This window comes from Lacinutrix sp. WUR7, assembly GCF_016864015.1.
Taxonomy (GTDB): Bacteria; Bacteroidota; Bacteroidia; order Flavobacteriales; family Flavobacteriaceae; genus Oceanihabitans.
In genome coordinates this window covers 1,421,693-1,444,224 of sequence record NZ_CP045067.1, presented here as the reverse complement: position 1 = coordinate 1,444,224, position 22,532 = coordinate 1,421,693, and the positions used below count along the sequence as shown (strand labels likewise).

The window sequence follows — 22,532 nt, the reverse complement described above, 5'->3', positions numbered from 1 at the left end:
AAAACAACAAATAAATGAAAAAAATTATTTTAAGCTTAGCACTTATTATTGCTAGCACAACAGCGTTTTCGCAAGTAACTGTAAGTCCTGGTGTAAAAGCAGGATTCAACTTAGCAAACCTTTCTAATGTTGATGAATCAACTACTAAATTAGGTCTTCAAGGAGGTTTATTTGTAAACCTTCATCTTTCAAGTTTTTACGAATTACAAATAGAAACAGCTTATTCTAGTCAGGGTGCAACTTTTGAATATAAAGAATATGATTTTTTCACTGATAATTATCGTACCGTAAAAGAGGATTTAGATTTAGATTACATCAGTTTAAATATTGCAAACAAATTTTTTCCTATAAAAGACATTGGTCTTAATTTAATTGTTGGACCAAGTTTAGATATTTTAGTAAATTCTGATCATTATAACGATGCTACACCTATAGACTTTTCATTATTTGGAGGTATTGGTTATGAGTTCCCTTTTGGTTTAGGATTAGAAGTAAGATACAAACAAGGTTTAATCGATGTTAGAGAAGACTATTACGATTATTATGATGAAGATGATGACGATTTCTATAATGGAGATAATGCATTAAATGGTGTTATTCAGTTTGGCGTAACTTACAAGTTTGATTTTAGTAAAATGTAAACAATATGCAATTAAAAGATTTTTATACCGTAAATAATGTAGCAGTTGCCGATAAATTGGCAACTGCAAACATTACCATTAACAAAGATCACGAGATCTTTAAAGGACATTTTCCAGGAAACCCAGTAACTCCAGGAGTTTGCATGATGCAAATTATTAAAGAGTTAACAGAAGGTGTCGTTGGTAAAAAACTAATCATGCAATCCTCAAGCAACATCAAGTTTATGGCAATTATTAATCCGGAAAAAACACCAGATCTAGTACTTACACTAGACATTAGTGAAACCGAAGATGGTTTTAAAGTAAAAAACACTACCAAGTTTGATGAAACTGTGGCATTAAAATTGACTAGTAACTTTATAGAGAAATAACTTGCAAGCTTTTAAGGGCCTTGTAGGTTTCTAAAAACTAAAAATGAAACTAATAATTTTACTAATAACGGCAGTAAGCTTAAATCTACAGTCTATAAATTTAGAAGCTGTAAGAGATGCCTACAAATTAGCAGCACAAGACAAGACTAAAACGGAAGCTTTTAATGCCTCTTTAGCAACAGTTACTAAAAAAGATAAGATAGAACTTGTAGCATACAAAGGAGCTGCAATGGCATTAGTTGCCAAACATGCTAAAACATTAAAAGATAAAAAGGAAGATTTTATAGAAGGTGTTACTTTAGTAGAATATGCCATTAGCAAAGCACCCAACAATATAGAAGTTCGTTTTATACGATTAGGTATTCAAGAAAACACACCAAAGCTTTTAAAATACAAAGGCAACATAGAAGAAGACAAACTCTTTATCTTAAAACAATTTAGTAACATAAAATATTCTGCACTAAAAAAACACATAAAAGACTATATTTTACAGTCTAAAGCCTTTACAGATGAAGAAAAATCCAACTTATAATATGAAACATATCTCTACTTTACTTATCTTTTTAATGGCCTTAAATGCATTTTCGCAAGATATTATTACCACAAATAATGGAGAAGAAATTGAAGCTAAAGTAGAAGAAGTAGGAACTGAAAAAATTAAATATAAAAAGCAAGAAAACTTAGATGGTCCAGATTATTTTATTGAAAAAAATAAAGTAAGCAAAATTGTATTTAATAATGGAAGTGTAGATACGTTTAGTAATTTGGAAATACCGGAATATTCCTTAGAAAAAACCAAAGAAATTATCTTAGAGTATATTAACAAATATGGTTTTGAAGAAGATAATTTTAAACAACGCTACATAGCAACTTTTGAAGGAGATTATTTAAGATTAATTTTCACAAACAGAAAAGGCACAAAACCTGCAAACAATGGTTTTTTATATGATTTCTCTAACGTTTATAGGTTTGATAAAATATCTAAAAGATCCGATAAGCTTTCGTACATTAATATATGGACCTCTATAATGGTGAATGAAAAAAAGAAAAAATGGGACAAGCATAAATTAATTATGCGTGTGGAAAGTTATCAAAATGGTCAAACCATTTTAAATGCCTTAAAACATTACAACAAACTCTTACTGGATAAAGGAGAGGAATCTTTTAAGAAATTATTTTAATTTATCAGAATACTACATTTTACTACTTATTGCTTTTAGTGGTGAAGAAAAAACATTAATTTTAGACTCGTAAAAAGAAAACACTTTCTTAAGTGAATAACGAGCTATTATTTAATAAAATAAACAATCTGAAAATCTGTGTGTTAATTCCAACATACAACAACGAACGCACCTTAAGACGTGTGATCGATGGTGTTTTGCAATACACAAAAAACATTATTATTATTAATGATGGGGCTACAGATAGCACTTCTCAAATCTTAGAAAACTATACCCAATTACAACATATTTTGGTACCACAAAACCAAGGTAAAGGGAATGCTTTACGACAAGGTTTTATAAAAGCTACAACTTTAGGTTACGATTATGCAATAACTATAGATTCTGACGGACAACATTTTCCGGAAGACATACCCATTTTTGTGGAAGCTTTAGAACAAGCCGAAAATAAAAACCTATTACTTATTGGTGCAAGAAACATGGAACAAGAAGGCGTTCCTGGAAAAAGTAGCTTTGGTAATAAATTTTCTAATTTTTGGTTTTGGTTTGAAACCGGAATAAAACTCACAGATACCCAATCTGGTTTTAGAATGTATCCGTTAAAAGCTTTAGAAAAATTAAAGTTTTACACGAAGAAATTCGAATTTGAAATTGAAGTCATCGTTAAATCTGCATGGAATGATGTAGAAGTAAAAAACATTCCTATAAAAGTATTGTATGATGAAAATGAACGTGTTTCACACTTCAGGCCTTTTAAAGATTTTACCAGAATTAGCATTTTAAATACTTGCTTAATTTTCATTCTAGCATTTTATATAAAGCCAAGAAATTTATTTCGGAATTTAAAAAAAAAAGGAATTAAACGATTCTTTGTCGAAGACTTTTTAGGACATCAAGATTCGCCTTTAAAAAAATCGACCTCTGTTGCACTAGGCGTATTTATTGGCATATCTCCGCTTTGGGGATTTCAAACCTTACTTGTAATTTCACTAGCCATACTATTTAAACTAAATAAAGTGATTGCTTTTGGTTTTTCTAACGTGAGCTTACCTCCTTTTATTCCGTTTATATTATACGGAAGCGTTAAAGTAGGACAAGCCATTTTAGGTGTAGATTACAATTATACTTTAGATATGTTTAAAAATAGTTTCGATATTACAGAACATCTAAAAACATACATCATTGGTAGTTTTACATTAGCTACTATTACTGCTATCTTATTTGGCATCATTAGCTTTATACTCTTTTCCTTTTTTAACAAAAAGAACATAACACTACAAAATGGATAGGCTGTTTTACAATATATACAAGCGTATTGCCGCTCAAAAACCATTGAGCATTGGTGTTATGCTAGCGTTAATTATTGGCTTGTTTTTTCTAGCTTCTAATATTGAATTTGAAGAAGATATTACCAAACTTATTCCGCAAAGCGAAAAATCTTCCGAAGCACAAAAAGTATTAAAACAGGTTAACTTTGCCGATAAGATAATTGTCAATATTCAGCGTAAAGAAAACGGAAACACTGACGATTTAACGCAATATGCATCCGCATTTATTGATAGTATTTCTAATACTTCCGAAGCATATATAAAAGACATTCAAGGACAAGTTGCAGATGAAGATGTCATGAACACCTTAGATTTTGTCTACAAAAATCTACCACTATTTTTAGATAAAAACGATTATCAAACCATTCAGCAAAAGCTAGAAAAAGATAGCATCCAAAAGACTACAAATGCCAATTATAAAACCCTGATTTCACCTTCTGGTTTTGTAGCAAAAGAAACCATATTAAAAGATCCTTTGGGTTTATCTTTTATCGCTTTAAAGAAATTACAAGAACTCAGTTTTGGGGACGATTTCACCTTACACAACGGATTTATAATTAGCAAAGACAAAAACAACGTACTGCTTTTTATTACGCCAACTTTCGCCTCTAGTGAAACTGCAGAAAATGCAACTTTTGCAGATAACTTATATGCTTTACAAGAACAGCTTAACACTACTTTTCAAGACAAAGTAACTGGAGAATATTTTGGTGGAGCACTAATTGCTGTCGCAAACGCCAAGCAAATAAAAAGAGATATTCAGCTTACCGTTGGTATTGCAATTACGGTATTATTGCTGATTCTAATTCTGTTTTATAAAAAACTTAGTGTGCCTATAATCCTATTTACACCAACCGTTTTAGGTGCCCTTTTAGCAGTTAGTTTACTATATTTAATTCGTGGTAAAATCTCTGCTATTTCCTTAGGAATTGGTTCTGTACTTCTTGGGGTTACTTTAGATTACGCATTGCATATTCTTACACATATTCGCAGTAATAACAATGTAAAACAGTTATATACAGAAATCACAAAACCTATTTTAATGAGTAGCTTAACGACTGCTCTAGCCTTTTTATGTCTGCTTTTTATAGAGTCGCAAGCATTACAAGATTTGGGGATTTTTGCTGCAATTAGCGTTTTAGGTGCTTCGGTATTTGCGCTGCTTTTTATTCCGCAAGTGTATCGTACAAAAGCTGAAACAACGGACAAAAAAAACATTATAGATCGGGTTGCATCGTATCCTTTACATAAAAACAAATGGGTTTTAATTGCTTTGGCCATTCTGATAAGTATTAGTGCTTTTACCTATAATAAAGTGACTTTTAATAAAGATTTAAATACCCTTAATTTTGAGCCTCAAGCCTTAATAGATGCGCAAAAAAGACTGGATGCGCTGACTAATATCTCTTCCAAATCGGTGTATTTGGCTGCTTACGGAAAAACAGAACAAGAAGCATTACAAGTGAATGATGCTATTTTTCCAATATTAAAAGGATTGCAACAAAAGAATAATATTATCCAGTTTAGCTCTATTGGTTCTTTGGTGCAATCGGAAGTCATCCAAAATGAAAAAATTAACGCATGGAATCATTTTTGGACTACCCAAAACATACAAAACACAAAAGAAAACTTAATTGAAAGCGGAAAAACTCTAGGGTTTAAGCCAACTACTTTTAAAGCTTTTTATGCACATTTAGAAAATAGATTTAAACCACTTTCTGTTGCAGATTTTAAAGCTTTAAAAACCATTTCTACGGAAGATTATATTACAACCAAAGACGATTTCTCTACCGTTACCACCTTAGTCAAAGTACAAGATGAAAACACGCAAAACTTAGTAGATACTTTTAAAGATTTTAAACAAACCATTGTTGTAGATAGAAAACACATGAATGAAACCTTTTTAGGGAATCTTAAAACGGACTTTAATCGTTTGGTTTTATATTCTTCTATTGTAGTTTTACTATTGTTGTTACTCTTTTATCGAAGCATTTCTTTAACATTAGTGACAGCAATACCAATTGCGCTTACTTGGTTGGCAACGCTTGGTGTGATGGGATTATTTGGTATTCAATTTAATATTTTCAATATCATTATTTCTACCTTTATTTTTGGTTTAGGAATTGACTATTGCATCTTTATCACCAACGGTTTATTGCACGAATATAAGACTGGAGAAGCAGCTTTACCAACACATAAAACCTCTATTATCCTGTCGGTTATAACTACTATTTTAGGAGTCGGCGTTTTAATTTTCGCAAAGCATCCAGCCTTACATTCTATCTCTTTGGTTTCTATCATTGGTATTTTGTCTGCGTTGCTCATTTCGTTTAGTGTACAACCATTACTTTTTAAATTATTTATTGGTAGCAAAACCAAAAGACCAATTACCTTTCATTTATTATTACATGCACTTTTTTCTTTTGGGTATTATGGTATTGGTGGATTTGTTTTAGGAATAATAGCTGCAATAGTATTTCCACTTATTCCGCTTTCCAAAAAAATTAAAATGCCATGGTTTCATCAAGTGCTTTCTAAGTTTATGCGATCTGTATTTTTTACCAATCCATTTGTTAAAGTAAAAACACTAAATCTAAATAACGAAACCTTTAAAAAGCAGGCAATAATCATCGCTAACCATACTTCTTTTCTAGATATTCTAGCAATTGGTATGCAGTCTCCAAAAATTATTTTCTTGGTAAACGATTGGGTATACAACTCGCCTGTTTTTGGTAGAACTGTAAAAATGGCTGGTTTCTATCCAGTTTCTAACGGTATTGATGGCGGTGTTTCCCATTTAAAAACCAAATTAGAACAAGGCTATTCTTTAATGGCTTTTCCAGAAGGAACACGTTCCTATACCAACAAGATAAAACGCTTTCATAAAGGTGCTTTTTTCTTAGCCGAAGAATTAAATCTAGATATTCTTCCTATACTTATTCATGGGAATTCAGAAGTCCTACCAAAAGGAAGTTTCATCATAAAAAGAGAGCACCTTACTATAAAAATATTAGATAGAATTCCTGCGGAAGACTTAAGTTTCGGTACAACCTCTAGAGAAAAAACAAAAAGCATTAGTGCGTATTTTAAGAAGGAATTTAACCTGCTTCGTGAAGAACTAGAACACGAAACCTATTTCCATCGCATTGTTTTAGAAGATTTTAGATATAAAGGGGATGCGCTTTATCATAAAGTAAAAGCCGACTTAAAGACCAACGCAAAAAATTACAGAGCGGTTTTAAATACTTTAGACGAAAAAGCTAGTATTATTCATTTCTCTAAAGATTCCGGACAACTAGATTTCTTATTGGCTTTAGATCATCCAGACAGGAAAATTTTCACTTTTATTCAAGATGAAAATGAAAGAGCAATCGTTAAAAACAGCTATATACCAAATACACATTATAAAATTTCGGTTTGTAATTCTATAGAAGAAACATTACAAAACAAGGCTAATGTTGCTATACTTAATCTAGAAGGTATTTCAGAAAATGAAATAAAAAACATAGCAAATACTGTAAATCTTTTTGTATTATTAAAAGACAGCCGAAATTTATATCTTGAAACTTTAAAATCCTTAGGTTTTAAAGTAGAAATAGAAAACGATACTCTTAGTATCTTAAAAAAATAAAATATTGAAGTACAAAGAACATTATGATGTTGTAATAGTTGGAAGTGGTCTTGCAGGAATGGTTTCTGCAATCATTCTTGCTAAAGAAGGAAAGAGTGTTTGTGTTTTAGAAAAGAACAATCAATACGGTGGAAACCTACAAACCTTTGTACGTAACAAAACCATTTTTGATACAGGAGTGCATTATATTGGTGGTTTAAGCAAAGGGCAAAACCTACACCAATACTTTAAATATATTGATATCTTAGACGGCATACAGCTTCATAAAATGGATGAAGATGGTTTTGATATTATCTCTTTTGATGGTGATCCAAAAGAATATAAACATGCGCAAGGCTATGATAACTTCATAAAAAACTTATTAGAAGATTTTCCTGAAGAGGAAAAAGGCATTAGAATGTATTGTGATAAACTACAAGCTACGTGTCAGAAATTCCCTTTATATTCTCTTGAAAAAGGAAAACCTTATTATGATGATGCAGAGATTTTTCAGCTTCCAGCAAAAGAATATATTAATTCCTTTACAAGTAATAAAAAGCTTCAAGCCGTTTTAGCTGGCTCTAATTATTTGTATGCTGGTGACCAAAATAAGACACCATTTTTTGTACATGCCTTATCTACAAACTCGTATATCCAGAGTTCGTATCGTTGTGTAAATGGTGGAAGTCAGATTACCAAAGTACTTGTTAAACGCTTAAAAGCGGAAGGTGGAGAAGTATACAAACATCATGAAGTTTCTACATTTGGCTTTGAGGACGGTTTAATTACTTCGGCAACCACCACCAAAGGAATTGAAATTAAAGGCGATTTATTTATCTCAAATATAGAACCGAAACTTACCGTAAAAATGGTAGGTGAAAATAAGTTTAGAAAATCGTATACCAACAGAATTGAAAAAATTGAAAGCACCATTGCTGCTTTCACGTTATATCTGGTTTTAAAACCGAATAGTTTTAAGTACCAAAACAAAAATTTCTACCATTTTAAAGATTCTAGCAAGGTTTGGGATTCGCACAACTACACACAAGAAAGTTGGCCAGAAGGTTATATGATGTCCATGGGAATTAAGAAAAATTCTAATGGTTATGGCGATAGTATTGCGGTAATGACCTATATGAATTATGACGAAGTAAAACCTTGGGAAGACACGCATAATACCGTTGCTAATAAAAACGAAAGAGGGCAAACCTACGAGCAGTTTAAAACCCAAAAAGCAGAAACATTGATTGATGAGTTGGTGAAGAAATTCCCTGATTTAAGAGATTGTATTGAAGAATATTACACCTCAACACCATTATCCTACAGAGATTATATTGGTAGTAATCGTGGTTCTATGTATGCGTATGTAAAAGATGTAAACAAACCTTTACACTCGCATTTATCGCCTAAAACGAAAATAAAAAATCTATTTTTCACAGGACAAAGTTTAAACATGCATGGTATTTTAGGAGTAACTATAAGTGCTATTATTACCTGTTCCGAAATTCTTGGTAAAGATTATTTATTAGATAAGATTTTAGAATCTAACAGCCATGAAGATTAAAAATTTTAATAGTTATCCTTCGTTTTTAGTTGTTGTACTTTTTGCTGTACTCACTTCTTGTGGTATCTCCAAGTCTATTCATGATGTACCAGATGTTAGCGGTTATGATGCTACAATTTCTGAAAAAATAACGATTAACGATTCTACATTCACTTCTGGAAACAACAGTTTTGCAAAAAATGAATATGGTTCTTATGAACTTTTTGTGGAAGGAAATGCCTATCAAATTGGTTTAAATACAGGTTTGCTAACCGAAGATTTATTCAAAATACAAGAGAATGCTTTTTTAAGTAAGATTGACGATTTAGTACCTTCTAAATTCAAGCAATATTTACTGCGTAAGGTTTTGGCATTCTATAACCGAAAAATGTATTTACATATTCCGGAAGCATATAAGTCGGAGATTCTCGGACTCTCCAAATACGCGTCCAACGATTACAATCATATTGCCGAAAACTATTTAAGAGTCATGTATCTGCATGGTGCGCACGATATTGGTCACGCCATGCAAGACTTAATGCTGGTTGGCTGTTCCTCTTTTGCAGCTTGGGGAGATAAAACCGAAGACGGACAATTATTAATTGGAAGAAATCTCGATTTCTACGCTGGCGATGATTTCGCAAAAAACAAAATCATAGCGTTTGTAAATCCTACCGAAGGCTACAAATTTATGTCGGTAACTTGGCCAGGAATGATTGGTGTGGTTTCGGGAATGAATGAACACGGACTAACAGTTACTATAAATGCTGGGAAATCTAAAATTCCGTGGATTGCCAAAACACCGATTTCTATTTTAAATCGTGAAATTTTACAGTATGCAACCAATCTGGAAGAAGCGGTAGCTATTGCTAAAAAACGACAAGTTTTTGTGTCTGAATCTATTTTTGTTGGTAGTGCAAAAGACAAAAAAGCCGTTACTATAGAAGTTTCGCCAAAGAATTTTGGGGTTTACGAAGTAGCAAATACCAACCAACTTATTTGTACCAACCATTTTCAAAGTGACGCTTACGCGGAAGACAAGAATAACTTAAAAGCGATTGCAGAAAGCCATTCGCAATATCGTTACGAGCGTTTGGAAGAACTTTTAGGTGCTACCGAAAAATTAAACGTTCAAGATGCTGTAGACATTTTAAGAAACAAAGAAGGTTTGCACGACAAAGCTATTGGTTATGGTAATGAAAAAGCCTTAAATCAGTTATTAGCACATCATGGTATTGTTTTTAAACCTGAAGAACATCAAGTTTGGGTTTCTTCCAATCCGTATCAATTAGGCGCATTTGTAGCTTACGATTTAGATGAAGTTTTCAGTACGGATTCTGCAGCCAAGTTAAATCTTTCGAAACCCGAATTAACAATAGAAGCAGATGCTTTTCAGTTTACCGAAGCATATAGAAATTATGAAGCATATCGTATTTCTAGTAAAGAATTACAACATGCTATTGGTGACGATGCACATATTCCTATAGAAAAACTTACCGAAACCATCCAACTAAACCCAGAATATTGGGAAGTATATTATCTTGTCGGTAAATACTATTACGAAAAAGGGTTTTATACAGCAGCTTTACACGCTTTTGAAACTGCACAAACTAAAGAGATTACAACGGTTCCAGATCAAGAGGAATTAGAAAAATATATTAAGAAAATAAAGAGAAAACTTAAATAGAAAATACGAAGCAAACTAATTAAGAAAAAGAATTCTTATTTTTGTTTATAATACGCTATAAGATGGACATTCAAGCTGAAAAAATAGAATTAGTAAAATTGTTATTAAATACTGATAACCCTAAAATTATTGAATCCATAAAGCAAATTTTCAAAAAAGAAAAAAATGACTTTTGGGATGATCTTTCAGCAGAACAACAATCTGAAATTGAATTAGGGTTACATCAAATAAATGAAGGCAAAGTTACTGACTATGAAACTATCATGAAAAAACATAGATAGTATGTCAAGAGTTGTTAAGTTTTCGGACATCGCAAATGAAAAACTTCAAGAATTATTTGAATACCTAACCGAAAACTGGTCTTTAAAAGTAAAATCTAATTTCATAAAAAAACTAGACAAATCAATACCCATTTTACAGGATAATCCAGAAATATTTCCTTTATCTAAAAATAAAAAATCTCTTCATAAATGTGTAATAACTAAACATACTACATTATATTACACATTTACAAGTAATGATGTATTTGTCGTTACGCTTTTTGACACAAGACAAGATCCAAAAAAATTAAAGAAGGACTTAACATGATTCCTAAAATAGAACAAGCATCTACACAAGAAATAAAAGCTTTTCAAGAAGAAAAGTTAGCCGAATTATTAGCGTATTTAAATGAAAACTCTACGTATTACAAACGTGTGTTTTCAGAAAACAATATTGCTTTAGATGCGATACAATCTATTGAAGATTTATCTAAAATTCCGGTGACAACAAAAGATCAACTACAACAACATAATGATGATTTTTTATGTGTACCTAAAAGTAAAATCATTGATTACGTCACTACTTCTGGGACTTTAGGAGATCCTGTAACTTTTGCTTTAACCGATAATGACTTAGAGCGTTTAGCATACAACGAAGCCATTTCTTTTGCTTGTGCAGGAGTTGGTAAGGAAGATGTTGTACAATTGATGACCACCATAGACAGACGTTTTATGGCTGGGTTGGCGTACTTTCTTGGTGTTCGTAAACTTGGTGCAGGAATCATTCGTGTAGGCGCTGGAATTCCGGAATTACAATGGGATTCTATTTTAAAGTTTCATCCAACGTATCTAATTGCAGTTCCTTCCTTTTTATTAAAACTAATAGAATACGCAGAACAGCATAATATTGATGTAAATGCATCTGGAGTAAAAGGTGCTATTTGTATTGGTGAGCCATTACGCGAACAAGATTTTAGTTTGAATACCTTATCGCAAAAAATTACAGAAAAATGGGATATTGAATTGTTTTCTACCTATGCTTCTACCGAAATGAACACTGCTTTTACCGAGTGTGAACACCAACAAGGCGGACATCAACATCCGGAATTAATCATTGTTGAAATTTTAGACGATAAAGATAATATAGTAGCCGAAGGAGAAGTTGGTGAACTAACCATTACAACGCTTGGTATAGAAGGCATGCCTTTGTTACGTTTTAAAACCGGTGACATGGTAAAAGCAAATAAAGAAGCTTGTGCTTGTGGTAGAAATACGATGCGTTTAGGACCAGTTGTTGGTCGAAGAAAACAAATGATAAAATATAAAGGAACCACTTTGTATCCGCCAGCAATGGATAATATTTTAAACGATTTTAATGACGTAGAAGCCTATGTTATTGAACTTTCGCATAATGAAATTGGTACCGATGAAATCTTAATTAAGATCGCTGCAACAAATCCTTCCGAAAAATTATTGCTTCATATAAAAGATCACTTTAGAGCCAAACTTCGTGTGGCACCAAGAATTGCTTTTCATGATAAAAAGGAAATTATTAAATTACAATTTCCTGCGATGAGTAGAAAGCCTATTATGGTGATTGATAAGCGGGTGTAAATGTTTTGCTTCTTAAGAAGCTTGTTGCATGTTTTGCACGATTCCTTTATCGACATAAACTTCTAATAATTTTGCATTAGTAGCACTAAACACCACTTCTTCTGTATTGGCAGGAATTAAAATAGTTTCTCCCATTTTTACAGTTTCGGTATGCAAACCTGCAGTTATTTCTGCTTCCCCCTCCACACACATATAGATCACAAACGAATCTAAGTTGTTATAATCTTTCACTTGATGATTGGTTATGTCTAAAATGTTGGTTGTAAAATATTCACAATCTACTAAGCTTGCACTAGCGTTTGGTTGTAAATCATATACTGCTTTTCCGTTAGAATCAAACTGCTTCGTAGCTTGTTCTGCTAATTGGGTATGCAATTCTCTTTTTTGTCCTGAATCATCGGTTCTATCCCAATCGTAAACACGATACGTAATATCTGATGTTTGTTGAATTTCAGCAGCTAAAACTCCTGCTCCAATAGCATGAATTTTTCCCGCTGGAATAAAAAAACTATCTCCCTTCTTTACTTCTTCTCTATTAAAAACAGCATCTACATTATTTGCGTTAATGTGATTTAATAATTCTGGATTTGTTGTTTTATCCTTTAAACCTAAAACAATATCTGCATTAGCATCACTATCCATAATGTACCACATTTCTGTTTTTCCAAAAGAATTATGGTGCTTTTTAGCCATTACATTATCTGGATGTACTTGAACAGATAAGTCTGTTTTTGCATCTAAAAATTTAATTAATAAAGGAAAGTTATAACCAAAATTTGCAAAGTTCTCTGCTCCTAAAAGAGTGGCTTCATGTACTTCAATAAGCTCTTTTAAATTTGCTCCTTTATATGCACCATTACTAACTTCTGAAATGTTTCCGTTTACATCCGAAATCTCCCAGCTTTCCCCTACATTTTCTTTATCTGTATCTTTTCCTAAAAGGTTTCCTAGTTTGTTTCCTCCCCAGATTTTCTCTTTTAATATTGGATTGAATTTTATTGGATATACTTTCATAACTGTTATTTTTTAAAGGTTTCTTTGATACTGAAGTTGGATAAAGGGATTCTCTATTTCAATGTTTTTTAAGTAATCGATAACAGAGAATAAACTCTGAAATAAGGTTTGTTTCTTTTTTAAAGGATTGCCATTATAATTAATAATAACGTCTTGATTTTCGGCGATTATTTTAATTAAACTATTTATCCCATAGTATTTAGTGTTTAACATATTTATAGAAACGTAACCTATATTTTTTAGTTGAAACGCACTTTGCATGAATCTCGCTCCCGCTTTTACTGCTGCAACATCCGATTTAAACTTTCGAACATTTAATACAGATACATTATCACAAGCGTCTTTTATTTCATGTAACAAATCGCATGTACTGTCTTTACTATCATTGTTTACTAAACACAATTCTAAATTGGACGTTTGCTTTATTTGTTCTATAAAAAAAGAAGGGTCCATTGCATTCTCATTATTATGAAAGACGATGATGATTCCTGTTTTCATGATTTGGGACGTTTTAACGATTAGTAATTAGGCTACGTGTAGATTAGTGGAAACTGCTGTTTTCACGTTTTGTTTTTTGTTTCTATACACCCACGCTATTTGTCCTAATTGTCCAACAATTTTTATAGAATCTTTCATCGATAATTTAGAACCATCAGCATGAATCCATCTTTTTAATGGTTGCTCACAAAGCATTGCTTTCGCTTCTTTTAATCCGAAATGAATACGCATTCTTTTAAATATTTCTACATCAAAAATCCATTGGGTAACAAACTTTTCACCAAAAGCGATTTGAATTACATCTTTACGAAAGATTTTAGCACCACATTGTGTGTCTTTAAAATCCATTTTTAAGATCTTTCTAATAATAAAATTGATGGTTAAACTAATTATTTTTCTTGCAGATTCTTTAGTAATATCCGCTCCCATTCTTGCTATTCTAGAACCACTTACAATTTTAAAATCGGAAGTTTCAATCGTCTTCACCAAATCATCAAAATCTGCTAAGTCTGTAGATAAATCGGCATCTAAAAAACCGATATAATCTAAATCTTCTTTTTTAGCCATGTGTAACATTCCCAAACGAACAGCTTCTGCTTTTCCTCCGTTTTTCTCACAGTCGTATACTGTAATAAAATCTTCTCTTCCTTTTTGTAAATTTTTTAAAACTTCTAGAGTTTTATCCTTACTACCATCGTTTACAAAACATAAATGGTAGCCAGAATTTTTATCGATATAGTTAATAAATTCATCACTTAATAAACGTTCTTCTTCATTATAACAAGGAATAACAACACCAACACAACGCTCTTGAATCATTACATCACTTTTAGTAACTGCATTTTGTACTTCAGGAGCTCCAATTAACCTTTTTACACGAGCACTAATCTCGTTTAAGCTTAATGGTTTTTTCATATAATCGTTAATCCCTAAATCGAAACCTTCTGTAATCGTTTCATCTTTTGTATCTCCAGATAAAACCATGATTGGTGTTTGCGAATTTTTAGTAACACGAATATGTTTTACAACATCTAAACCAGAAACGAAAGGCATATTAATATCTACAATTACTAAATCTGGATTAAAAGATTCATATAATTTTAATCCTTTAGTTGCATCGGTTTCAATTTTCACTTCATAACCTAATTCTACTAATCTCTTTTGTAAAGGAAGTAATACTAATTGTTGGTCATCTATGGCTAAAACTTTCATAATAAGTTGATTTTATTTGTTGTTGATGGTACAAATGTACAGGAGAAGACAGCCCTAAAATTGTTATTTAGTTTAACCTATAGCTAAGTGTCGACGAATGGTAGATTGCTATAGATAATTAAAAATGAAAGCACTATTATATTTATTTATCTTTACCATATTATTAGAACTTAGGCTTTAAATGAAATATCCCTATATATTAATAGGACTAGTAAACACATGGTTATGGATATTACAACTGACCTATAAATGAATAATAAAAATTAACCGTTGAAAGAAACCTCAAATAAATACTTAATCGTTGCCATCCTTTTAGGATTAGCATTTCATGGTAGTGCCATATTTTTCACTTTGGAAACTACTTATGATGCGTTAATACACCTGTTTTTCGCAGATCATTATGCAAATAGCTGGTTTGAACCTTGGAATTATGAATGGTACACTGGTTTTACAGTACAGAGTTATCCGCCGTTAGTACACCAATCTATTGGACTCTTGTCTATGATTGGCGGTTTAAAATTTGGAATGTTTAGTGTTGCCCTAATTGCAATTGTTCTATTTATCACAGGAGCTTATCGTTTTTCTTTAATGATGACGGGTAACAAAACAGTTGCTGGTTATGCTGCTATTTTAGCAGTGTTTAGTTCTTCTTTTGTAGAAACACTTCATATTTTCGGACAATTACCAAGTATAATAGGTGTATCTGTTTTAATGCATGCCTTACCAGAAATCTATTTGTGGCTAAAAACAGGTAAGAAATGGTACTTAGCAACCTCCTTATCTTTAATTGCTGTTACCGTGACTTCACATCATGTAACTCCCATTTTCGGGATGATCTTTTTTATCTTTCCTTTAATAGGAATGGTTATTATGGATGTTTCTAGAGAGCAAGTAAACACCATGAAAGAAGTCACCTTCAAAATATTTTTGAATAGCTTTTTTAAGTTGTTTAAACGTATTGTAAGCTTCGGAATGTTATCCTTAGTTTTAATTATAGGATGCATTTTTCCGTATTGGCTCAACTCGAAAGCCAACCCAATTACCCAAGTTCCCATTCCGCATGGTTCTCGAGATAATTTTTTGGAAATCACCTCCTCCGGATTGGTATTCTTTTTAATTCCTTGGGGAATATTACTCGTATTATTACCGTATATATTCTACAGATATTATAGCAAACGATACTTGTTTTTCGGACTATCCATAACCATTTGTACCATTTTAGGAACTGGAGGAACCACTCCTGTACCTTTAAAAATGTTAGGGGAAACGGCATTTAATATTTTAACGCTTGACCGATTTACACTTTGGGCTTCTATATTGTCCATACCTATGTTAGGTGAATTCACCTATCGTTTTGTGGAAGGCGATTTAAAAGAATTAATTCAGAACAAATTTGGTGCTATTTACCATCGTATTATTGGCGGCATACTAGCAGGACTCATGGTATTTATGGTTGTGTTTACTATGAGTTTAAACTATTTTAGACCATCGCAACCACAGAAAATTAAGATGTTACCTATAGTGAATTTCTTAAATCAAGATGACCACGATAAATGGCGATTTTTAACTCTTGGTTTTGGCGATCAAATGGCTTGGTTAAGTGCACAAACGAATGCGATGACAGTGGATGGTAACTACCATTCTGCAAGACGATTACCAGAGTTAACCACTAGGCCTATCGAGCGTTTAGAAAACTCCAAATTTAAAGGGGTTGCCGGAATTGGTTCGCTTCAGCAGTTTTTAACTACTCCAGAAAAATACAATCTTAAATATATATTTTCTAACGATAAATTTTACGATCCCATTCTCTACTTCTGTGGTTGGCAACGATTACGACAATTAGAAAATGGCATCATGGTTTGGGAACGACTAAACATTCCGCCAGTTTCATCTATTTTACCAAAAGAAGATGTTGCTAAATGGGTAAAATTAATGTGGGGAATTATTCCGTTTTTAACCGTTTTAATTGCCTTTGTTTTAAACATACAAATGCTTTGGGTTAATGCTTTAAAAACGCGAATTAAACCCATTCCTGACTATTTAAAGTTTCCAACGACTTACAATAAATTCCCGCGAACTGTTTTACGTATTACGCACATTTGGTCTTTAATATTAGCCGTTGCCGTATTTTATGGTATTTATTTATTCTACCTAAAAAACGATTCGCAACGCAGTCCGGAAAATGCCATTATTGCCTATTATGACGCTTTAGATTTTAAAGAATTTGAAAAAGCACATAGTTTAATCGATCCTGAAAATCAGTTACCAATTGCACAATACATGTTAGAGATTTCGGTAACCGATGGTTTACTAAGTAGCTATGCAAAAATGGATGCTATTGCAACCGAAATCACCAAACATAACGACAGTACCGTTTCGGCAAAAGTGACTAGCCAATGGATTACGCCTTTAGAGAAAATTGAAAAAGTGGATTATAAATCGCTATCCAAACGAAAAGGAAAATGGTATTTACAACCAGACGATTTAAACAACGATTTACCGCCAGACCAACTCTATTCTGCTAATGCAACCAAGTATTTCAACCAAGGTAGACGACGTATTACCACCCAACAAACCCATCATGAAGACATTTTAAAACAACCTGTTTTAGAAGTAGTCTCTGCTAAATTGGTACAGTATGATGGCAGTTATGCTATTATTGGGGAAGTACAAAATATAGACAATGTGCCTGCAGATGTTATTTTAAAAGGAACCTTGTACAACGATGCCAACAAACAATTAGCAACATATAATGCGAAGTATCATGTGAAGCATAAATTAATGCCGAAAGAATCAAGTAGTTTCCGTATTAATTTTGAAGGTATTGCCTGGTCTAGAACGCAAGATTCTATTCCAGATACGTTTAATCCAGACGAATTTACGCCTATCGAATTTGAAGAACAACCCACTAAATTCAACTTACAAATTGCAGGAAATGTATCTGGATCTGACTTGTATAAAAACGTCGTGCTAAGCGCCATTACTATTCAAGAAGGCACCATCAACGGAAACTTATTTAATAGTGGCATCCAAGAAATTACCATACCTCAGCTTTTAGTGACTTATTATGACCAAAATAAAGAGATGGTTTGGGTAGATCATCTATTTGTAAAAGAAGGCGTGCGACAACAACGCAAGCAAGATTTTGAATACGAAATACTGAAAGATGGTGCAGTGAAAATCATAAATACAGACATGCAAAACATTTTTGTAAATGGTTTACCAAACGATGCTATTGCTGGAAAAATAGTGCCAAACAGAATAGAAAATCATAGTGATGCACAATTACAAAAAATTGACCATCCCGATTTTAGTTATATTAAAATAGAAATTAATACATATATAGGAAGTCCGAATTAATGCAACTTAAACGTACATACATATTTCTTTTAGGCTTGATTTTATTATCATCGTTTGCTGTTGTGCAAAACAACGAAGCGACTAATCCTATCCAATTACTAACCACACAAACAGATTATGAAGTTGGAAATGCTGTGGTTTTAAAATTTACGGCTTCCGAAGGCGAAAAACCTCTACTCTATTGTTCGAATAGTTATGGTTCTACTCTAGTTTCTGCAACCTTAAAAGACAATGCACTTCAATATATAATTCCGAAAAACATCACCAGAAAAATTGGTGTTATTAACTGGAAGTTATTAGATGAAAACACATCTATTTCTGGTCAATTCTATATGCATCCAAAAGCAGAAGTGGCAACCATGGAAACCTATATTGGTCCGCCAAGTATAGAAGCCGGAGGAACAGATTATACCATGTTGGTTGTTATTCCAACCGATTCTTTAGATAATCCTGTACCAACAAATACGAAGGTAAATGCGAAGTTTCAGTTTTTAACTTCCGAAGAAAATGATGCTGTTTTCACCAAGAACTTAATTGCTTATCGAAATATTAATTCGAAAAGAGAAAGCGGACGCATGTTAGTATCTTCGGAAAGTTTAGGTATCAATTCTAAAGAATTCACTATTAATGTATGGGCTGCAATTCCTACAGATTTTACTATTGCAGCAAAACGACCACATAATTATGCCGACGGCAATCAGGTGACTACGTTTAATACTTCTGTACTAAAAGACAAGCAAGATAATGTGGTTAGTGATGGTACATTTGTCACCTTTTTTATTACGAATGCAAGTGGAAACATTTTAAAAACTACAGGAACGACTATTGATGGTGTTGCACACTCTAAAATTATTCATCCCGATTTTAAAGATAGTTGGAGCATTAAAGCCTATATAGATGGTATGGCAGAAAGCAATACGATTACCTTAGACTATCAAAGTGTTATCGACGATTTTGACGTTGCCTTTACTAACAAAAACCGTGAAATATTAGTTGGTCCTTTACAAAGTTTTATGGAGCAAATGATTCCGGATGGTTTACACGTCAAACTTTTAATTTACAAAGACAACACGCTTGTGGACACCATTACAAAAACATCTTTTAATGGCTATGTTACCTTTTATTTGAAGCCAGCTGTTTACGAAAATGACACGTATAATTTCCGTGTAGAAACTGCAGGAATAGACAAAACATTTAATAACAAAAAACTATGGTAGGTCTTAATAAAAACATACTACGTACCATATTAATAATCTCATATATTATGATTGTAGCCTTGATTATTTCTGGTATTAGTGCGCTTTTTAGCTACCTAAATACTGGAGCAGATAGAAGTACCATGCTGCATACCGAAATACAAAAAGTAGAACAATACGCTCCGAAATTAATTTGGGAACCTTTAACTAATGAAGGTAGACTAATGGATACCGAAAATCTAAATGCCTTACAAAATGATTATTTAGATGCTTGGTATGTAAAACAAGTGGCTTATAGAACAAATAAAACTGCGGGTATAAAAGATTATTACACCGATAGTGCCAGAGAAAATTTATATGCTTTTATTGACTTAAACAAAGCCGAAAATACCACTATTGAAGCTACCACATTAAACCACAATCCAACTTTAGAATTTTTTAGTGAAGACGGGCAACTTGCTGTGATTACAGATAGAGATGTTGTAGAATATAAACGGGTTTTTAAAGCAGAAAAATTAGTACTAGAAACAACCGAAACATCCACTTACAAAATGGTGTTTTTGTTAGAAGATGGCTTTTGGCGAATTAGACATTTGGTAAAAGAAAGCAGTAATCCTTTTGAAGCAAAAACAGCAAAAATAGACACCGATAGTTTAATTATTAAAGGTATTAATTATTATCCGAAAGCAACGCCTTGGAATATGTTTGGAGACGCTTTTGCGAAAGACATTATTGCTAACGACTTTAAAATTATAAAAGATGCCGGTTTGAATTCGGTTCGAATTTTTGTGCAATATGACGATTTTGGAAAAGCAGATGTAAATCCTAAAAAGCTAGAAAAACTAAAACAAACTTTAGATGCTGCAGAAGAGAACAACCTAAAAGTCGTGTTGACTTTATTTGATTTCTATGGCGATTATTCTGTGATGAGTTGGACCTTAAATCAGCGTCACGCAGCAACCATAGTCTCCACTTTTAAAGACCACAACGCTATTATTGCTTGGGATATTAAAAACGAACCAAACCTTGATTTTGAATCTAGAGGAAAAGATATGGTTATCGCTTGGTTGGATAACATGATCGATTTAGTAAAATCTGTAGATGCAGAACATCCCGTAACTATTGGTTGGTCTAACACACAAAGCGCTCCCATTTTAAAAGACAAAGTGGATATTGTTTCGTTTCATTATTATGAAGGTTTAAGCGAGTTGGATGCTGCTATAAAAACGATGCGTAAAGACATTCCTAACAAACCATTGGTATTACAAGAATTTGGAATCTCTTCTTATAGCGGTTTCTGGAAACCTCTTGGTTCTTCCACTGAGGATCAAGCAAATTACCACAAAAAAATCCAAGAGATTATTGCTGCGAATAGCTTGCAATTTATGTCTTGGACTTTATATGATTTTGTAGATGTGCCAAAAGCTGTTGTAGGTAGCAGACCTTGGCGTCGAAATACCCAAAAACATTTTGGATTTATCGATAAAAATGGGGCAAAAAAGGCATCGTTTAAATACATTACCAATTAATGTATTTGTCTTTGTGTTTTGTTATTCAGAACGAAAGCGAAGCATCTAAGTTAAAATAGGTAGTTTTAGCTTAAATACTTCAGTAACACTTTCTTCTAAATAACATTTGATATATTCATTGTTTGGGACAAAAAAAGGTATCGTTTACTAATAATTCTATGCCGTAGCAGGTTGTAATACTGTTGGTCTTTGTAGTGTTTTCTGAGATATAATTCTATCAAAATTATTTAAATACATATTTGCGATTTTCCCCATTGGATATGCAGTTGCAGCTTGATAATTAGCTTTTCCTAAAGTAATTCTGTGTGCTTCGTTAGTTACAATAGCTTCAATTGAAGTTGCTAAACTATCTACAGATGTTGGATCAAAAAACTCTCCTTTATAACCTTCATCTTTTACTAATAAAGCAAGATCTCCTAAATCTGGCATCACTACGGCATTACCGTAACTTCCCGCTTGGTGTAAAACTCCTGAACTTCCTGTTGTTGATGTATATGGAAATACAACTACTGCACTTTCTTTAAATAAGGTTGGCACTTCATATTCTTCTACATATCCAGTAAAACGCACTTGTGGCACATGCTTATAATCTTCTTGCACTTTTGCTAAATAACCTGGCACATTTGGGTTGTCGGTTCCTGCAATTACAACTTCAAGATCTAATCCCGTAGACGCTCTTACTTTCTCAACTGCTTCAATCATACCTTCTACTTTTTTGTATGTACCAAATTTACCAAAAGTCATTATTTGTAAAGGTCCTTGTGGCAAGCTGTATTCTGGTTTTTCTTCAGAAATTTCGAAAGTTCCGTGAGGTATTAAAGTCACATTTTTAGCATTATATTTTGTCTCTAAAATGTCAACATATTTTTGCATGGTTACTGCAACCGTATCTGCTTGTAAAATTAACTTTGTTAAACTAGTTCCTATAAAGCCGTATGCTTTTTGCATGATTTTATTACTTGTAAATCCCGCTGATCCTAAATCTACTTCTTCTAATATGTTATGCAATAAAACAATATTAGGAATCTTTTTTAGTTTACAAACCAATGGTAACATTAACCCTAAAGCTGCTGCTACTTTTTTATCCCCAAACTTCATAAATTGTAAGTTGAATAATACTGCATCTGGTTGTGTATTATTAATGGCTTTAGTAACATTTATAATGTTTGCATAGCTATTAAACTCCCAACATTCTTTTACTGTAACCTTGCAACCATCTTCTGTAAAATCGATGTCTTTTGCTCCTTCGGTTTTATCTGTTAATAAAACAATTTCAGTAACATTATCTTTTTGTCTAAAGTGCTTTACTAAATGGTAAGCATACTCATTTAATGTTACTTTACTTGGAGGATATGCTGTTACGATTGCTAGTTTCATAATATAAATTTTAATGTGTTTTTTCTTAATTACACTACAAATTTGCGTTATAAAAATCAGTAAAATAGGGGGTTTTAGATGGGTTACATGTTGCTATAGACGAATGGAAAG

At 32.5% G+C, this 22,532-nt stretch carries 18 protein-coding genes; 14 read left to right on the top strand and 4 right to left on the bottom strand.

Features of this window, described 5'->3' with window-relative positions:
- Positions 1-14 precede the first annotated feature (14 nt).
- The 11 genes from FG167_RS06345 to FG167_RS06295 all read left to right on the top strand — a co-directional run bounded on the left by FG167_RS06345 (position 15) and on the right by FG167_RS06295 (position 12,235).
- Positions 15-641, top strand: coding sequence for a porin family protein (locus FG167_RS06345; RefSeq protein ID WP_203460582.1), 627 nt, complete (start codon positions 15-17; stop codon positions 639-641).
- Positions 642-646: 5 nt separating this feature from the next.
- The gene (locus FG167_RS06340) at positions 647-1,012 is read left to right on the top strand and encodes a 3-hydroxyacyl-ACP dehydratase (protein WP_203460581.1); all 366 of its coding nucleotides are present in this window, start codon (positions 647-649) and stop codon (positions 1,010-1,012) included.
- A 43-nt stretch (positions 1,013-1,055) separates the two neighbouring features.
- Positions 1,056-1,544: a hypothetical protein gene (locus tag FG167_RS06335; RefSeq protein ID WP_203460580.1), complete on the top strand. Its 489-nt coding sequence runs from the start codon at positions 1,056-1,058 to the stop codon at positions 1,542-1,544.
- Positions 1,522-2,193 (top strand): hypothetical protein, encoded by a 672-nt coding sequence (locus tag FG167_RS06330; RefSeq protein ID WP_203460578.1) that lies wholly within the window; start codon positions 1,522-1,524, stop codon positions 2,191-2,193. Before FG167_RS06335 ends, FG167_RS06330 begins: the two co-directional genes overlap by 23 nt.
- 92 nt (positions 2,194-2,285) lie before the next feature.
- A complete protein-coding gene (locus FG167_RS06325; RefSeq protein WP_203460576.1) occupies positions 2,286-3,482 on the top strand; it encodes a DUF2062 domain-containing protein in 1,197 nt (398 codons plus the stop codon).
- Entirely contained in the window at positions 3,475-7,152 is a 3,678-nt protein-coding gene (locus tag FG167_RS06320) for an MMPL family transporter (RefSeq protein WP_203460575.1), read from the top strand. Before FG167_RS06325 ends, FG167_RS06320 begins: the two co-directional genes overlap by 8 nt.
- Before the next feature lie 4 nt (positions 7,153-7,156).
- On the top strand, positions 7,157-8,695 hold the full coding sequence (locus FG167_RS06315) for an NAD(P)/FAD-dependent oxidoreductase (RefSeq protein WP_203460573.1): 1,539 nt from the start codon (positions 7,157-7,159) through the stop codon (positions 8,693-8,695).
- Positions 8,685-10,361 (top strand): C45 family peptidase, encoded by a 1,677-nt coding sequence (locus FG167_RS06310; protein ID WP_203460571.1) that lies wholly within the window; start codon positions 8,685-8,687, stop codon positions 10,359-10,361. Before FG167_RS06315 ends, FG167_RS06310 begins: the two co-directional genes overlap by 11 nt.
- A 62-nt stretch (positions 10,362-10,423) precedes the next feature.
- Complete coding sequence (locus tag FG167_RS06305) at positions 10,424-10,642, top strand: hypothetical protein (protein WP_203460570.1); 219 nt, start codon at positions 10,424-10,426, stop codon at positions 10,640-10,642.
- A gap of 1 nt (position 10,643) precedes the next feature.
- On the top strand, positions 10,644-10,949 hold the full coding sequence (locus FG167_RS06300) for a type II toxin-antitoxin system RelE/ParE family toxin (RefSeq protein ID WP_203460568.1): 306 nt from the start codon (positions 10,644-10,646) through the stop codon (positions 10,947-10,949).
- Positions 10,946-12,235, top strand: coding sequence for a phenylacetate--CoA ligase family protein (locus FG167_RS06295; RefSeq protein ID WP_203460566.1), 1,290 nt, complete (start codon positions 10,946-10,948; stop codon positions 12,233-12,235). The genes FG167_RS06300 and FG167_RS06295 overlap by 4 nt, the downstream gene beginning before the upstream one ends.
- 12 nt (positions 12,236-12,247) lie before the next feature.
- Here FG167_RS06295 and FG167_RS06290 read toward each other — a convergent pair whose 3' ends face one another.
- Genes FG167_RS06290 through FG167_RS06280 form a run of 3 tightly spaced genes read right to left on the bottom strand, consistent with a single transcriptional unit; the run spans position 12,248 to position 14,959 of the window.
- Complete coding sequence (locus FG167_RS06290) at positions 12,248-13,249, bottom strand: type I phosphomannose isomerase catalytic subunit (protein WP_203460565.1); 1,002 nt, start codon at positions 13,247-13,249, stop codon at positions 12,248-12,250.
- 12 nt (positions 13,250-13,261) lie between these two features.
- Positions 13,262-13,747, bottom strand: coding sequence for a family 2 glycosyl transferase (locus tag FG167_RS06285; protein WP_203460564.1), 486 nt, complete (start codon positions 13,745-13,747; stop codon positions 13,262-13,264).
- 27 nt (positions 13,748-13,774) lie between these two features.
- Complete coding sequence (locus FG167_RS06280; protein ID WP_203460562.1) at positions 13,775-14,959, bottom strand: response regulator; 1,185 nt, start codon at positions 14,957-14,959, stop codon at positions 13,775-13,777.
- A gap of 270 nt (positions 14,960-15,229) precedes the next feature.
- Between FG167_RS06280 and FG167_RS06275 the strand changes: the two genes are divergently transcribed.
- From FG167_RS06275 to FG167_RS06265, 3 genes are read left to right on the top strand one after another with little or no spacing between them, the layout of a single operon-like run.
- On the top strand, positions 15,230-18,319 hold the full coding sequence (locus FG167_RS06275) for a hypothetical protein (protein ID WP_203460561.1): 3,090 nt from the start codon (positions 15,230-15,232) through the stop codon (positions 18,317-18,319).
- Positions 18,319-19,536 (top strand): hypothetical protein, encoded by a 1,218-nt coding sequence (locus FG167_RS06270; protein ID WP_203460559.1) that lies wholly within the window; start codon positions 18,319-18,321, stop codon positions 19,534-19,536. Before FG167_RS06275 ends, FG167_RS06270 begins: the two co-directional genes overlap by 1 nt.
- Positions 19,530-21,044, top strand: coding sequence for a cellulase family glycosylhydrolase (locus tag FG167_RS06265; protein WP_203460558.1), 1,515 nt, complete (start codon positions 19,530-19,532; stop codon positions 21,042-21,044). Before FG167_RS06270 ends, FG167_RS06265 begins: the two co-directional genes overlap by 7 nt.
- 156 nt (positions 21,045-21,200) lie before the next feature.
- Here FG167_RS06265 and FG167_RS06260 read toward each other — a convergent pair whose 3' ends face one another.
- Entirely contained in the window at positions 21,201-22,421 is a 1,221-nt protein-coding gene (locus tag FG167_RS06260) for a glycosyltransferase (protein ID WP_203460556.1), read from the bottom strand.
- Positions 22,422-22,532: the final 111 nt, after the last annotated feature.

Bases quoted from the DNA above. Each gene is read 5' to 3' on its own strand.
- FG167_RS06345 (WP_203460582.1), top strand. From the start codon at position 15: ATGAAAAAAATTATTTTAAGCTTAGCACTTATTATTGCTAGCACAACA.
- FG167_RS06340 (WP_203460581.1), top strand. From the start codon at position 647: ATGCAATTAAAAGATTTTTATACCGTAAATAATGTAGCAGTTGCCGAT.
- FG167_RS06335 (WP_203460580.1), top strand. From the start codon at position 1,056: ATGAAACTAATAATTTTACTAATAACGGCAGTAAGCTTAAATCTACAG.
- FG167_RS06330 (WP_203460578.1), top strand. From the start codon at position 1,522: ATGAAGAAAAATCCAACTTATAATATGAAACATATCTCTACTTTACTT.
- FG167_RS06320 (WP_203460575.1), top strand. From the start codon at position 3,475: ATGGATAGGCTGTTTTACAATATATACAAGCGTATTGCCGCTCAAAAA.
- FG167_RS06310 (WP_203460571.1), top strand. From the start codon at position 8,685: ATGAAGATTAAAAATTTTAATAGTTATCCTTCGTTTTTAGTTGTTGTA.
- FG167_RS06305 (WP_203460570.1), top strand. From the start codon at position 10,424: ATGGACATTCAAGCTGAAAAAATAGAATTAGTAAAATTGTTATTAAAT.
- FG167_RS06300 (WP_203460568.1), top strand. From the start codon at position 10,644: ATGTCAAGAGTTGTTAAGTTTTCGGACATCGCAAATGAAAAACTTCAA.
- FG167_RS06295 (WP_203460566.1), top strand. From the start codon at position 10,946: ATGATTCCTAAAATAGAACAAGCATCTACACAAGAAATAAAAGCTTTT.
- FG167_RS06290 (WP_203460565.1), bottom strand. From the start codon at position 13,249: ATGAAAGTATATCCAATAAAATTCAATCCAATATTAAAAGAGAAAATC.
- FG167_RS06285 (WP_203460564.1), bottom strand. From the start codon at position 13,747: ATGAAAACAGGAATCATCATCGTCTTTCATAATAATGAGAATGCAATG.
- FG167_RS06280 (WP_203460562.1), bottom strand. From the start codon at position 14,959: ATGAAAGTTTTAGCCATAGATGACCAACAATTAGTATTACTTCCTTTA.
- FG167_RS06270 (WP_203460559.1), top strand. From the start codon at position 18,319: ATGCAACTTAAACGTACATACATATTTCTTTTAGGCTTGATTTTATTA.
- FG167_RS06265 (WP_203460558.1), top strand. From the start codon at position 19,530: ATGGTAGGTCTTAATAAAAACATACTACGTACCATATTAATAATCTCA.
- FG167_RS06260 (WP_203460556.1), bottom strand. From the start codon at position 22,421: ATGAAACTAGCAATCGTAACAGCATATCCTCCAAGTAAAGTAACATTA.